The organism is Janthinobacterium foliorum, assembly GCF_978021625.1.
Genome location: NZ_CDXDQE010000006.1, coordinates 275645 through 290209, shown reverse-complemented (window position 1 = coordinate 290209; position 14565 = coordinate 275645). Strand labels below are relative to the sequence as shown.

14 protein-coding genes are annotated in these 14565 nt (G+C 64.5%); 9 read left to right on the top strand and 5 right to left on the bottom strand.

The annotated features are described in order from the left end of the window. Nucleotides 1-5: 5 nt before the first annotated feature. Complete coding sequence (mltG, locus tag ACZ92H_RS15350) at nt 6-992, bottom strand: endolytic transglycosylase MltG (protein ID WP_131369167.1); 987 nt, start codon at nt 990-992, stop codon at nt 6-8. A gap of 185 nt (nt 993-1177) precedes the next feature. Between mltG and ygfZ the strand changes: the two genes are divergently transcribed. From ygfZ to ACZ92H_RS15305, 9 genes are all read left to right on the top strand, one after another. Then, nucleotides 1178-2284 (top strand): CAF17-like 4Fe-4S cluster assembly/insertion protein YgfZ, encoded by a 1107-nt coding sequence (gene ygfZ / locus ACZ92H_RS15345; RefSeq protein ID WP_465050017.1) that lies wholly within the window; start codon nt 1178-1180, stop codon nt 2282-2284. 7 nt (nt 2285-2291) lie between these two features. After that, nucleotides 2292-2582, top strand: coding sequence for a DUF4936 family protein (locus ACZ92H_RS15340; protein WP_131369163.1), 291 nt, complete (start codon nt 2292-2294; stop codon nt 2580-2582). Then, nucleotides 2573-3310, top strand: coding sequence for an NRDE family protein (locus ACZ92H_RS15335; RefSeq protein ID WP_465050016.1), 738 nt, complete (start codon nt 2573-2575; stop codon nt 3308-3310). The genes ACZ92H_RS15340 and ACZ92H_RS15335 overlap by 10 nt, the downstream gene beginning before the upstream one ends. 487 nt (nt 3311-3797) lie before the next feature. Continuing rightward, nucleotides 3798-4799, top strand: a complete 1002-nt coding sequence (locus ACZ92H_RS15330; protein ID WP_465050015.1) for a LacI family DNA-binding transcriptional regulator — start codon at nt 3798-3800, stop codon at nt 4797-4799. Nucleotides 4800-4830: 31 nt separating this feature from the next. Continuing rightward, a complete protein-coding gene (gene xylB, locus ACZ92H_RS15325; protein WP_465050066.1) occupies nt 4831-6312 on the top strand; it encodes a xylulokinase in 1482 nt (493 codons plus the stop codon). A gap of 6 nt (nt 6313-6318) precedes the next feature. Further along, nucleotides 6319-7269, top strand: a complete 951-nt coding sequence (gene tal / locus ACZ92H_RS15320) for a transaldolase (protein WP_465050014.1) — start codon at nt 6319-6321, stop codon at nt 7267-7269. Nucleotides 7270-7348: 79 nt separating this feature from the next. Further along, nucleotides 7349-8284, top strand: a complete 936-nt coding sequence (locus ACZ92H_RS15315; protein WP_121669532.1) for an ABC transporter substrate-binding protein — start codon at nt 7349-7351, stop codon at nt 8282-8284. Nucleotides 8285-8357: 73 nt separating this feature from the next. After that, nucleotides 8358-9857 carry a sugar ABC transporter ATP-binding protein gene (locus tag ACZ92H_RS15310; RefSeq protein ID WP_465050013.1) on the top strand — a complete coding sequence of 500 codons (1500 nt, stop codon included), beginning with the start codon at nt 8358-8360 and terminating at the stop codon, nt 9855-9857. A gap of 173 nt (nt 9858-10030) precedes the next feature. Next, on the top strand, nt 10031-11041 hold the full coding sequence (locus ACZ92H_RS15305) for an ABC transporter permease subunit (RefSeq protein ID WP_131369151.1): 1011 nt from the start codon (nt 10031-10033) through the stop codon (nt 11039-11041). Nucleotides 11042-11159: 118 nt separating this feature from the next. Here the strand turns inward: ACZ92H_RS15305 and ACZ92H_RS15300 are convergent, their stop codons facing one another. From ACZ92H_RS15300 to ACZ92H_RS15285, 4 genes are all read right to left on the bottom strand, one after another. Continuing rightward, nucleotides 11160-11585: a GNAT family N-acetyltransferase gene (locus ACZ92H_RS15300; RefSeq protein WP_465050012.1), complete on the bottom strand. Its 426-nt coding sequence runs from the start codon at nt 11583-11585 to the stop codon at nt 11160-11162. Nucleotides 11586-11662: 77 nt separating this feature from the next. Beyond that, complete coding sequence (locus ACZ92H_RS15295) at nt 11663-12658, bottom strand: NADP-dependent oxidoreductase (RefSeq protein WP_465050011.1); 996 nt, start codon at nt 12656-12658, stop codon at nt 11663-11665. Nucleotides 12659-12823: 165 nt separating this feature from the next. Beyond that, the gene (locus tag ACZ92H_RS15290; protein WP_465050010.1) at nt 12824-13126 is read right to left on the bottom strand and encodes a Dabb family protein; all 303 of its coding nucleotides are present in this window, start codon (nt 13124-13126) and stop codon (nt 12824-12826) included. Nucleotides 13127-13252: 126 nt separating this feature from the next. After that, complete coding sequence (locus tag ACZ92H_RS15285) at nt 13253-14431, bottom strand: acetyl-CoA C-acyltransferase (RefSeq protein ID WP_131369143.1); 1179 nt, start codon at nt 14429-14431, stop codon at nt 13253-13255. Nucleotides 14432-14565 lie beyond the last annotated feature (134 nt).

The window sequence follows — 14565 nt, the reverse complement described above, 5'->3', positions numbered from 1 at the left end:
GACGACTAGCGCTGGTACTGGTTCACGGCGCGGTTATGATCCGGCAGGTTGGCCGAAAACTGGCTGGTGCCGTCGCCGCGCGCGACGAAATACAGCGCTTGCGTGCGGGCCGGCGCCAGCGCCGCCGTCAGCGATTGCGCACCGGGCAAGGCGATCGGCGTGGGCGGCAAGCCGCCGCGCGTGTAGGTATTGTACGGCGTGTCCGCTTCCAGGTCGCGTTTGCGGATCTTGCCCTGGTAGCTGTCGCCCATGCCATAGATCACGGTCGGGTCCGTCTGCAGCAGCATGCCCGTCTTCATGCGGTTGACGAAGACGCCGGCAATCATGGCCCGCTCGGACTTTTGCCCCGTTTCCTTTTCCACGATGGACGCCATGATCAGCGCCTCGTACGGATTTTTATACGGCAAGGCCGGGTCGCGCTTGAACCATGCCTCGGACAGGCGGCCGATCAGGGCCGTGTGCGCCTGCTTGAAAATCTGCATTTCGCTGGCGCCCTTGGCGAACAGATACGTGTCCGGGAAGAACAAGCCTTCCGGCAGCATGTATTCGGGGCTGATTTTCGCCATCAGTTCCTTGTCGGACAGGCCCGCCGTATCGTGCTTGAGGCCGGGATGGCTGGCCATCGCCTGGCGCATCTGCTTGAAGGTCCAGCCTTCGATGATGGTCAGGGATTCCTGCGCGAACTCGCCCCGTGCCAGCTGCGTGATGAGGCGCTGCGGCGAGGTGCCCGGCTTCAATTCGTAGGAGCCGGCCTTGATCTTCGAGGTCTTGCCTTCGATGCGCGCCAGTAAGTTGAACAGGATTGGCACGATGGGCACGCCCGCGTCCGCGATCTGCTGGCCGGCCGCATGCGCGCCGCTGCCTGGCGTGATCGTAAACGGAATGGCTTCGCCATCCGTGGTGATGGGCTGCTGCGCCCAGTACACAAAAGTACCACCGGCGCCGATGGCGGCGATGACTGAACTGACTACAAGTTTTTTAAAGAAAGCCATTGTTCCGATTCTTGTTATGCGCGCCTGACTGCTCCACGCGTGCTTGTTGTGATCGTTCATTACTGAATGAAGTCCGCGCAAAGCGGCACGAATGCGTGGAAACTTGCCGCTGCCGACGCGATCTGCCCGACATCACTATAATGAACCCGTAATGATAATGCTTAATCGCTGATCTAATGGAAATTATGAATAATTGGAATCAATTTTTAGCTGCGCAAGGCGCCCGTCCCGTCCCTCCCGAAGGCGCGCCTGACAGTGCCGTCCCCGCCACCGTTTCCCCCATTGCCGATTTTGGCCAGTCCCTGACAGTGTCCCAGCTGCAAGAAGGTTTTGTCGCGGCCATCACGGACCAGGGCCTGATCGGCTTGAACGGCGACGATGCGGCCAGTTTCCTGCACGGCCAGCTGACCAACGATGTCGAACACCTGACCCAGGAGCAAGTGCGCCTGGCGGGCTACTGCACGCCGAAAGGCCGCTTGCTGGCCAGTTTTCTGATGTGGCGCAACGCCACCACCATTTATCTGCAATTGCCGCGCACCATACAGCCCACCATCCAGAAGCGCCTGCAGATGTTCGTGCTGCGCGCCAAGGCCAAGCTGCACGATGCTTCACTTGATGATGCAAATCAGGTCGTCCTGGGCCTGGGCGGCCAGCGGGCCAGCGCGGCCCTGTCCGCCTGGTTCGCTACCCTGCCCGCCACGCCGTTCAGCAAGGTCGAGCATGCGCTGGGCACCCTGCTGCGCGTCGCCGATGCGTTTGGCAGCCCCCGCTACGAATGGCTGACCTCGGCCGCCACGGCGCGCGACGCGTGGCCACAGCTGGCTGGAACACTGGCCAAGGGCGGCAACGACGCCTGGCGCCTGGCCGAGATCCATGCGGGCATTCCGCAGATCACGGCCGCCACGCAAGAACAATTCGTGCCGCAGATGGTCAACTTCGAGCTGCTGGGCGGCGTCAATTTCAAGAAAGGCTGCTACCCGGGCCAGGAAATCGTCGCGCGCAGCCAGTATCTGGGCAAGCTCAAGCGCCGCACCACCCTCGCCGGCATCGATGATGCCGCGGCAGTGGCCGGCGGCGAACTGTTCGCCATCAGCGACCCCGACCAGCCTTGCGGCATGGTCGTCAACGCCGCGCCGAACGGCGCGGGCGGCATCGACGCCCTCGTTGAACTGAAGTTGGGGGCGATCGAAGAAGGTTCAAGCGCAGCCGGCGCCGTGCGCTACGGCTCGGCCCAGGGTGCTGCCGTGCGTTTCCTGCCCATGCCTTACGTGCTCGACGCACTCGACTTGTGAGAATGCCATGAAAGATCTGTACGTTTACTATCAGGTAAAAGAAGAGCACGCCCAGGCGCTGGAAGCGCGCGTGCGCGCCATGCAGGCGAAACTGGCGGCCGCCTCCGGCGTGGCGCCGCAGCTCAAGCGCCGTCCGGAAGCCAAGGATGGCTTGCAGACGTGGATGGAAATCTACCCCGTCGTCGGCGAAGGCTTTGCCGAACTGCTGGCCGGCGCAGCCGACGAAGCAGGCTTGCTGTCCTTGACGGCAGGCGCGCGCCATACGGAAGTGTTCATGGATTTGCCTCCATGTGCCTGATCGTTTTTGCCTGGAAAGTCAATCCGCACATCCCGCTGATTGCCGCCGCCAACCGCGACGAATTCTATGAACGCGCCAGCGCCCCGGCCGGAGCCTGGCCCGAGCACCCGCAAGTGTATGCGGGCCGCGACCTGCAGGCCGGCGGCAGCTGGATGGGCATTACCCAGTCCGGCGGCGGCAGCTCGCGCTTCGCCGCCATCACGAATATCCGCAGCCCGCAAGACCGCAACCCGCACGCCCCCTCGCGCGGCGCCCTGGTAGCCGACTACCTGGCGGGCAACATGTCGCCGCAGGACTACATCGCGCAGATCCGTCCCGGCAGCGATGTCTACAACGGCTTCAACCTGGTGCTGGGCGACGCCGATACCCTGATCTGGTTTTCCAACCGGGGCGACGCCGATGCGCGCAATGGCCAGCCGTTGGAACCGGGCATCTACGGCCTGTCGAACGCCCTGCTCGACGCGCCGTGGCCGAAGGTGCTGAAAACTAAAGCCCAGTTCGCCAGCCTGCTGTGCCAGGGTGCGCCCGACGACGCGTATTTCGACATGCTGGCCGACACCACGCGGGCCCCCGACTTCCGCTTGCCGGACACGGGCGTGCCGCTCGACCTCGAGCGCGTGCTGTCCGCCGTCTGCATCGAAACGCCGGGCTACGGCACGCGCACGTCCACCGTCGTGAAACTGTTCCCCGACTCGCCCGGCGAACTGCATGAGCTGGTGATCCAGTAGGGCCGCTTAGCGCGCAGCGCGTAAGCCGACAATACCGGCGGCCTGGCGGGCAACACCCGCCGTGCATCATTCTTTCCCGATGTCGTCCGCTTACGCGCGCCTCGCGCGCCCATACCACACCTAAACACCGCTGTCCTTATCCCCATCCCTTGAAATACCGGGGTCGGACCCTGAGGGTCCGACCCCGGTATTTGCCGTTGGGGTAAGGCGGGTAGGTCGGGTTAGCGCGCAAGCGCGTGAGCCGATAACACCGGCGCCCTCAACCGGCATCGCCAGCATCGCCGCTGTCGGATTACGCGCGCCTCCGGCGCGCTGATCCGACCTACGCCAGCGTCCCCTATCCGCATCGAGAACCCACACACCATTCATCCGCACAAAAAAGAAAGCGCTTGCGCAAGCGCTTTCTTTTGTTTACGATGGATTCCAACGCGGCGAGACAGCCGCATCCAATTGCAGCACATAAAAATAAAAATCATCAGGAGACACCATGGCCACCATGGAAGATGTAGCGCGGGCGGCGGACGTATCGCTGTCGACCGTCTCGCACGTGCTCAACGGCACCCGCAAGGTCAGCCCGAAAACCGTCGCCGCCGTCAACGCGGCCATGCAGCAGATCGGCTATGTGCCCAACATGCTGGCGCGCGCGCTGGCCGGCTCCTCGTCGGGCACCATTGGCGTGGCCATTTCCGCCTTCACCAATCATTATTTCAGCGAAACCGTGCGCGCCATCGAGGCGGCCTGCACGCGCCATGGCCTGATGATGCTGTTTTCCGATACGCATGACGACCCCGAGCAGGAACTCAAGGTGGTGCAGAACCTGCACCAGCGCCGCGTCGACGGCATCGTGCTGGCGCCGTCCGGCGATGCGCGCAACCGCGCCCTCGACTATTTGACCAGCAACAAGATCGCCTCCGTACTGGTCGACCGCATGTCGCCGCAGGCCTTCGACCAGGTGGGCGTGGAAAACACGCACGCCACGGCCGAGCTGGTCAGCCATCTGATCACCGTCCACGGCCACCGCCGCATCGGTTTCATCAGCGGCGCGCCCGGCCTGTCGACCACGGACGAGCGTATCGACGGCTACCGCTTGGCCTTGCAGCGCGCTAATATCGCCTTTGACCCGCAACTGCTGCGGTCGGGCGACTCCAACCTGGAGCGCAGCGGCGCCGCCACCCTGGAACTGCTGGCGCTGGCGCAGCGCCCCACGGCCATCGTTGCCGCCAATAACCTGATGACCATCGGCACCATGCACGCCTTGCGCGACGCGCAGATCGCCGTGCCGCACGACGTGGCCCTGGCCGGTTTCGATGATTTCGACTGGGCCGATTATTTCAGCCCGCGCCTGACGGTGATGGCCCAGCCGCTGGAAGAGCTGGGCGCCATGGCCGTGGATCTCCTGATCGAGCGCATCGCCCACCCTGAGCGTGCGCAGCACGTACAACGCTTGTCGCCGGTCTTGCGCGTGCGCAATTCCTGCGGCTGCCCCTGACTTTTACACGTAGACAAACATGCAACCAGCCATTTCCCTCGGTATCGATTTGGGCACCTCCGAACTGAAAACCGTGCTGATGGACCGCCATGGCACGGTGCGCGGCCAGGCGTCCGTGCGCATCGACGTCAGCCGTCCGCAGCCGGGGTGGTCCGAACAGTCGCCGCAGGACTGGTGGGCCGCCTGCGTCCAGGCCCTGGCGCAGCTGCGCACCGGCTGGCCGCAGGAATATGAACAGATCGCCTGCATCGGCCTGTCGGGCCAGATGCACGGCGCCGTGCTGCTCGACGCCAGCGATAACGTGATCCGTCCCGCCATCCTGTGGAACGATGCGCGCGCCGACGCCGAGGCGGCCGCGCTGGCGCGCGACTATCCCGCGTATGCCGAGGTGACGGGCAGCCTGCCGATGGCGGGCCTGACGGCGCCCAAGCTGCTGTGGCTGCGGCAGCACGAACCGGCACACTTTGCCGCCATCGCCTGCGTGCTGTCGCCCAAGGATTATTTGCGCCTGCAATTGACGGGCAACAAGCTCACGGACATGTCTGACGCGGCCGGCACCCTGTGGCTGGACGAGGCCCAGCGCGCGTGGTTCGCCCCCATGCTGGCCGCCTGCGGCCTGGGGCCGCAACACATGCCCGCGCTGGCCGAAGGCGATGCCGCCACGGGCAGCGTGCTGGCGCAGGTCGCCAACCAGCTGGGCTTGCCAGCGGACGTGGTGGTGGCCGGCGGCGGCGGCGACAATCCCGTCTCGGCCGTGGGCATCGGCGCCGTCAACGCGGGCGACAGTTTCATCTCGCTGGGCACCAGCGCCGCCATCGTTTCCGTCACGGAATCGCCGCTGGGCAACCCGGCCGGCGGCGTGCACAGCTTTTGCCACGCCCTGCCCGGCCGCTGGTACGCGATGGGCGCCATCCTGTCCGGCGCCAGCTGCCTGCGCTGGGCCACGGGCGTGCTGGGCTTGCCCGACGAAGCGGCCCTGCTGCAAGTGGTGGAAGCGGGCTTGCCGCTCGACATGCCCATCGCGCCGTCCGCGCCCCTGTTCCTGCCCTACCTGTCGGGCGAGCGCACGCCGCACAACGACCCGCAAGTGCGCGGCGCCTTCCTGCAACTGGGCCACGACAGCAATACGGCGCAGCTCGGTTACGCCGTGCTGGAAGGCGTGGCCTTCGCCTTGCGCGACGCCATGGCGGCCGTCACGTCCACGGGCGCCGTCGTGCCGCACTGCATGCTGGTGGGTGGCGGCGCGCGCAGCCAGTACTGGGCGCAATTGCTGGCCAATGTGCTGGGCCGCGAAATGCGCACGCTGCACAACAGCGAACTGTCCGCCAGCCTGGGCGCTGCCAAGCTGGGCTTTGCCGCCATCGGCGACACCCGGCTGCTGGCCACGGGCTTGCCCGTCAAAAACACGTTTTTACCCGATGCCGCGCAAAGCGCAGCCTTGAGCATCCGCTACGGCCGATACCGTAGCTTGTTTCCTGCCGTGCAGGCCTTGCACCAACTGAGCGAAGGATAAGTAGTAATGAACCAGCTGCAACAACTGAAGCAATACAGCACCGTCGTCGCCGACACGGGCGACTTCCTGCAACTGGCGCGTTTCGCGCCACAGGACGCCACCACCAATCCGTCGCTGATCCTGAAGGCCGTGCTGCAGCCCGAGTACGCGCCCTTGCTGGAAAGCACGGTCGCCGCACACAAGGCCGCCGCGCTGGACGATATCGTCGACCAGGTGCTGGTGCGCTTCGGCCTGGAAATTTTAAAGGTGGTGCCGGGCCGCGTGTCGACGGAAGTCGATGCCCGCCTGAGCTTTGACCGCGCCGCCACCGTGGGCCGCGCGCGCCGCCTGATCGCCCTGTACGAAGCGGCCGGCGTCCCCCGCGAGCGCGTGCTGATCAAGATCGCCGCCACCTGGGAAGGCATCCAGGCGGCGCGCGAACTGGAGCAGGATGGCATCTTTTGCAACCTGACCCTGCTGTTCGCGTTTTGCCAGGCCGTTGCCTGCGCGGAAGCGAAAGTGCGCCTGATCTCGCCTTTTGTGGGCCGCATCTACGACTGGCACAAGAAGTCGCAGGGTCCGGCATGGGACGAAGCGGCGCGCAGCTTGTCCAACGATCCAGGCGTGCAATCGGTCACGCGCATCTTCAATTACTACAAGCAGCACGGCATCGCCACGCAAGTGATGGGCGCCAGCTTCCGCAACGTGGGGCAGATCACGGCCCTGTCCGGCTGCGACTTGCTGACCATCAGCCCGGACCTGCTGGCCAAGCTGGAAGCCCTTGACGCGCCGTTCGCGCGCGCGCTCGGTAGCGACCTGGGCGCGCCGCAGCCAGCCGTCACGTACGACGAGGCGGCCTTCCGCTACGCGCTCAACGATGACGCCATGGCCACGGAAAAGCTGGCCGAAGGCATCCGCGGCTTTGCCGTCGATGCGGGCAAGCTGGACGCCATGATCGAGAAATTGCGCAGTCGCTAAGTTCGCAGTCACTCAGTTTTCACTCAGGTTTTACCCGTAGCACTTTTGCTTTTCACAATAAAAACCCTTGGAGATCCTCATGAAAAAAGTCATTACCGCCACCCTGCTGCTGTCCGCCGCCTGCGGCGCCTTCGCCGCCGACAAGCCCTTGAAGTCGATCGGCGTCAGCGTGGGCGACCTGGCCAACCCCTTCTTCGTGGCGATCGGCCGCGGCGCGGAAGAAAGCGCGAAAAAGCTGGGCGGCCCTGGCGTGAAAGTCACGACTGTTTCCAGCAAGTATGACTTGAACACCCAGGTGGACCAGATCGAAAACTTCATCGCCAACAAGACCGACATCATCATCCTGAACGCCGTCGATTCCAAGGGCATCGCGCCCGCCATCAAGAAGGCGCGCAATGCGGGCGTGGTGGTGATCGCCGTCGACGTGGGCGCCGTGGGCGCCTCGGCCACCGTGATGTCGGACAACACCATGGCGGGCGACGTCTCGTGCGCCTACCTGGCCAAGCAGATCGGCGGCAAGGGCAACGTGGTGATCCTCAACGGCCCGCCCGTCACGTCCGTCATCGACCGCGTGAATGGCTGCAAGAAAACCCTGGCCGCGTTCAAGGATATCAAGATCCTGTCCGACAACCAGAACGCCGGCGGCAGCCGCGACGGCGGCATGACCGTGATGTCGAACCTGCTGACGGCCCATCCGAAGATCGACGGCGTGTTCGCCATCAACGATCCGACGGGCATCGGCGCCGAACTGGCCATCAAGCAGTCGAAGCGCACGGACGTGAAACTGATCACGGCCGTCGATGGCGCGCCCGATGGCCAGAACGCCCTGAAAAACAAGGCCGGCCTGTTTGCCGCCACCTCGGCGCAAAACCCCTACCGCATGGCGACCGACGCCGTGCAGATGGGCTACGACATCATGAACGGCCGCACGCCGAAGCAGACCATGGTGCTGTTGCCGACGCCGGCCATCACCAAGGAAAACGTCGCCACCTACACGGGCTGGGTAAAGAACTGATCTGCCTGACCTGAACCACGTGGCGCCGCCTGCGGGCAGGCGGCGCCAGTTTCACCAGCAAGGAAGGACAGTCATGAGCGACGATATTATTTTTGAAATGCGCGGCATCGAGAAGCGCTTTGGCGCCACGCGCGCGCTGCGCGGCGTGCACCTGACGGTGCGCAGCGGCGAAATCCATGCCGTGATGGGCGAAAACGGCGCCGGCAAGAGCACCCTGATGAAAATTCTGTCGGGCGTGTACACGCCGGACGCGGGAGAAATCATCCTTGACGGCAAGCCGATCCGCATCCGCAACCCGGGCGAAGCGCGCGCGCTGGGCATCAACCTGATCTACCAGGAACTGAGCGTGGCCAAGAACATGACGGTGGCGCAGAACGTCTTCATGGGCAGCGAGCCGCAAGGACCGTTCTGGACCGTCAAGGGCGGCGAAATGCGCGCCCGCACGAACGCCATCCTGGCCGACCTCGGCTCCCGCTTCGATGCCGACACCATGGTGGCGACCCTGTCGATCGCCGAGCAGCAGCAGGTGGAGATCGCCCGCGCCCTGGTGCACGAAAGCCGCATCCTGATCATGGACGAGCCGACGGCCGCCCTGTCGGACCGCGAGACCGAACAATTGTTCCGCATCATCGAGGAGCAGCGCGACAAGGGCCTGGCCGTGCTGTACATCAGCCACCGCATGGCCGAGGTGGAGCGCCTGGCGCGCCGCATCACGGTGCTGCGCGACGGCGCCTACGTGGGCGAGCTGGGCAAGGATGAACTGGACCAAAAGAAAGTCGTGCAAATGATGGTGGGCCGCCCCGCCGACGACTTTTATGCGCACCAGCGGCGCACCTCGCGCGGCGCCGAGCGCTTGCGCGTGGAGAACGTCGGCGGCGGCAAGGTCAGGCCAGCGTCGTTCAGCCTGCACGCGGGCGAGGTCACGGGCCTGGCGGGCCTCGTGGGCGCCGGCCGCACGGAACTGGCGCGCCTGATCTTTGGCGCCGACAAAAAGCAAACGGGGCAAGTGTGGCTCGACGGCCAGGAAGTGCATATCGGCCAGCCGCTGGCGGCCATCCGCCACGGCATCGGCTACCTGCCGGAAGACCGCAAGAGCCTGGGGCTGTTCATGCAGCTGTCGGCCATGGAAAACATGTCGATGAATATCCTGTCCAGGCATGCGACGGCGGGCGTCGTCAACCGGGGCGCCCTGACGCAGCTCACGCGCGAGGCCATCGCCAACCTCAACGTCAAGGTATCGGGACCGGACGGCATCGTCGGCGGGCTTTCCGGCGGCAACCAGCAGAAAGTCCTGCTGGCGCGCTGGCTGGCCATCGCGCCGAAAGTCCTCATCCTCGACGAGCCGACGCGGGGCGTGGACGTGGGCGCGAAGAGCGAAATCTACAAGATCATCCACCAGCTGGCGGACGCGGGCACGGCCGTGCTGTGCATTTCCAGCGAACTGGCCGAGCTGGTCGGCATCTGCGACAGGGTGATGGTGATGTGCGAGGGACGTTTGACGGGCGAAGTGACGGGCGACGATATCACGCAGGAAAACATCCTCGCCTATGCGACCCAGCTGGAAGCGGCATAAAAACACCTGTCAAAACCTGTTGCGCGTCGCGGGTCGCGGTTTCCGATGCTCACTGACTCGGCATCCCCGTGCTTTGCACAGTGCCGTGTCTCAACCACAAGCCGCATCCGCTCGCTACGGTTTTGTCAGGCGTTTTAAGAATACGCCTTAAATAATCATTCAGGAGACTCATCATGACAACTAGCACCACCCGCGGCGCCGCGCGCGCCGGCGAACCCTTCAATGCCTCGAACCTGATGCGCCGCCTGGGCATGCTGCCCGTGCTGGTGGTGCTGTACCTGGCCATGTACGGCCTGACCGTGTATTTCTCCGCCGACGGCACGTCCACGTTCATGACCAGCAATAACACCATGAATATCTTCCGCCAGGTGTCGATCAACATCGTGCTGGCGTCCGGCATGACCTTCGTCATCCTGACAAGCGGCATCGATTTGTCCGTCGGTTCCGTGCTGGCCGTCTCGGCCGTGGCAGGCATGCTGATGTCGCTGTCGGCACAGTTCGCGGGCTTTTCGATTCCCACCTTCCTCATCGTCGGCCTGCTGCTGGGCGCGCTGAACGGCGTGCTGGTGGCTCTCGTCGGCCTGAACCCGTTCGTCGTCACCCTGGGCACCATGACGGCCCTGCGCGGGGCGGCCTACCTGCTGGCCGACGGCACGAGCGTGCTGAACACGGAAATCCCCAGCTTCGAATGGATGGGCAACGGCAGCTTCCTGGCCGTGCCCTGGCTGATCTGGCTGGCGGCCGCCGTCGTCGTGCTGACCTGGTTTATTTTGCGCAAGACCACCCTGGGCCTGCATATCTACGCCGTCGGTGGCAATATCCAGGCGGCCCGTTTGACGGGGATCAAGGTTGGCCTCGTGCTGATGTTTGTCTACACCATCAGCGGCCTGTTCGCGGGCCTGGGCGGCGCCATGTCGGCCAGCCGCCTGTATGCGGCCAACGGCAACTGGGGCACGGGCTATGAACTGGACGCCATCGCGGCCGTCGTGCTCGGTGGCACGAGCCTGATGGGCGGCGTCGGCTCCGTCTGGGGCACCGTCATCGGCGCCCTGATCATCGGCGTGATGAACAATGGCTTGACGATTCTGGGGCTGTCGTCGTTCTGGCAATATGTGGCGAAAGGCGTCGTGATCGTGCTGGCCGTGATCCTGGACAAATGGCGCCAGTCGCACGCGCAAAACTGATTGTGCTGGTGGTGTCGGGTTACGCGCTGCGCGCTAACCCGCCCTACCATAGCCGTAACAGGTCGGCGTAGGTCGGATTAGGCCGCAGGCCGTAATCCGACAACACCTGAAGCAAGGCCTATAACACTAGCCGCATCTCCACATGCGCAATCCCCGCCTCTTCGAATACCTCCCCCTGCTGCACGAATCCGTGGCGCGCATAGAATGGCGCGGCCACGGTTTGCGCGTTCAAGACCACCGCCTTGTCGCCCCGTGCGCGGGCCTTTTCCATCAGCAAGGTCAAGATGGCGCCGCCCACGCCCGTGCCGCGGCCAGGCTGGCGCACGGCCATGCGGCCGATGTGGCCGTCAGGCAGCAAGCGGCCCGTGCCGATGGCGTTGCCGGCGGCATCGTAGGCGACGGCGTGCAGGCAGACGGCATCCATGTCGTCGAGTTCGATCTCGGCCGGCACTTTCTGTTCATCGACGAAGACTTCAAAACGGATGGCGGTGGCGTCGGGACCGAGGGTGGCCCAGTCGCCGAGGCGGATGGTGTGGTTGGTCATGGTGTAAGGTAGAAAGAGACAGGCCGTTATTGTCGCACGGCCTGCCCTTCTTTAGCGGGGGACCCGGTACAACAGGTTCAAGCCAGCTTCACCAGCTGCTTGCCGAAGTTGCGCCCTTTCAGCAAGCCGATGAAAGCTTCCGGCGCGCTGGCCAGGCCGTCGGCCACGGATTCGCGGAAGGCCAGCTTGCCCGTCGCCACCAGCGAGCCCAGTTCCGCCAGGCCCTGCGGCCAGAATTCCGGCTGCTCGGAGACGATGAAGCCGCGCACCGTCAGGCGGTTGGTGAGGATGAAGCGCGCATTGTCGATCGGCGTCGGTTCGCCATTGTAGCCGGCGATCCAGCCGCACAGGGCGATGCGGCCAAACGCGTTGGTGCGCGCCAGGGCCGCGTCGAAGATGGCGCCGCCCACATTTTCAAAGATGGCGTCGATGCCGTCCGGCGTGGCCGCTTCCAGGTCGGCGACCAGATTGCCGGCCTTGTAGTCGACGCAGGCGTCAAAGCCCAGCGCATTGACGACATACGCGCATTTCTCCGCGCCGCCGGCGATGCCGACGACCCGGCAGCCCTTGAGTTTTGCCAGCTGCCCCACGACGCTGCCGACGGCGCCGCTGGCGGCCGACACCACCACCGTTTCGCCCGCTTTCGGCGCCATGATCTGGTTCAAGCCATACCACGCCGTCATGCCCGGCATGCCCACGGCGCCCAGGTAGGCGGACGCGGGGATGTGCGTCGTGTCGACCTTGCGCAGCATGGTGCCGTCCGACACGGCCACTTCCGTCCAGCCCAGGGTCCCCACGACGGTGTCGCCCACGGCAAACTTCGGATGCTTCGATTCCAGCACCACGCCCACCGTGCCGCCGATCATGGTTTCATCGAGGGCCTGCGGCGCCGCGTAGCTTTTATTCGTGCTCATGCGCCCGCGCATGTAGGGGTCCAGCGACAGATACTGGTTGCGCACCAGCAATTGCCCATCGTGGATGGCGGGAATGTCCTTGGTTTCCAGGCGGAAGTGTTCCGGCTGCACTTCGCCTGTCGGGCGCGAGGCGAGGACGATGCGTTGGTAGGTGGTCATGAATGCTCCTGTCAATAAAGTTGATAACTAACATTGATATTCACGACACCGAACAAAACCGTCGCGAGCGGAAGGGAGAGGTGGCCGAGAAGCGCAACCGTACTGTAGTACGGTGAGCATCGCAGGCCATCTATACCGATGCGCAGTAGGTTTGGTTCGGTGTCACTAGACTTCGTAGTCCATGCATTGCCTTGCTTCCCGCACGGCCCCAAAAAACGGCTTGATTTTCACGTGCTCGGGATGGTTCTGGTAGGCGTCGAGGGCTTCCCGGCTGGCGAATTCGCTGTACAGGACGATGTCGTAGGTCGCTTCCAGGCCCGGTTGGGCCACGGCGGCCTCGAAGGCCAGGATGCCGGGCACCAGGCCGGAGCAGGAGTCGAGCAGGGCTTTGAGTTTCAATGCATTGGTGGCGCGGTCGGCGCCTTCGGCGTGGTCCTTGAGTTTCCAGAAAACGATGTGCTTGATCATGGTGGCAGGCTGGTTGTTTATCAATGAAGCATTACTGTAACCGCTATCGCTCCACTCTGCAGGAACAGGAGGCGGAAGGCAAACGGGCGGCCCTGGAAGCCGCCCGCTGACTGGTTTTGATCCGGATTACAGCACTTCAAACAGGCCGGCCGCGCCCTGCCCGCCGCCGATGCACATGGTCACCACCACGTATTTGACGCCGCGGCGCTTGCCTTCGATCAGGGCGTGGCCCGTCAGGCGGGCACCCGAGACGCCATACGGGTGGCCGACGGCGATGGCGCCGCCATTCACGTTCAGGCGGTCCAGCGGAATGCCGAGGGTATCGGCGCAGTACAGCACTTGCACGGCGAATGCTTCATTGAGTTCCCACAGGCCGATGTCGGCCACCGTCAGGCCCGCCTTTTTCAGCAGCTTGGGAATGGCAAACACGGGACCGATGCCCATCTCATCGGGTTCGCAGCCGGCCACGGCAAAGCCACGGAAGATGCCCAGCGGCTGCAAGCCTTTCGCTTCGGCCACTTTCGCATTCATGACGATGGCCATCGAGGCGCCATCGGAAAACTGGCTGGCATTGCCCGCGCTAATGACGCCGCCGGGGATGGCCGGACGGATCTTTGCCACGGCATCGTAGGTGGTGTCGGCGCGGATGCCTTCGTCGGCAGCGATCGTCACTTCGCGCGAGACCAGCATGCCGCTGGCCTTGTCGGCCACGCCCATGGTGGTGGTCATCGGCACGATTTCCGCGTCGAACAGGCCGGCGGCCTGGGCCGCGGCGGCGCGCTGCTGGCTTTGCGCGCCGTATGCATCCTGGCGCTCGCGCGAAATCTGGTAGCGCTTGGCCACCGTCTCGGCCGTCTGCAGCATGGGCCAATACACTTCCGGCTTGTGCTGCTGCAGCCAGACTTCGCGGTACATATGCGTGTTCATTTCGTTTTGCACGCAGGAAATCGATTCCACGCCGCCGGCCGCATAGATGTCGCCTTCGCCGGCGATGATGCGCTGCGCCGCCAGGGCGATCGCCTGCAGGCCGGACGAGCAAAAACGGTTGACGGTCATGCCCGCCGTGGTGACGGGGCAGCCGCCGCGCAAGGCCACCTGGCGCGCGATATTGCCGCCCGTGGCGCCTTCGGGAAAGGCGCAGCCGACCAGCACGTCTTCCACTTCGCCCGCCTCGATGCGGGCGCGCTCGACGGCGGCCGCCAGCACATGGCCGCCCAGGGTGGCGCCATGCGTCATGTTGAACGCGCCCTTCCAGGACTTGGCCAGGCCCGTGCGGGCGGTCGATACGATGACGGCTTCATTCATGCTGTGTCTCCTTGTGGGAATGTTATGGGTGTATGCACCGGGCCCAGAATAGCACATTTAAGTACGGTCGTTCGCAAAGTTGCGCTCGCTTTTGGCGGGCAGCAAAGGCCGCGCACTGTAAGCTTGGTGTAAGT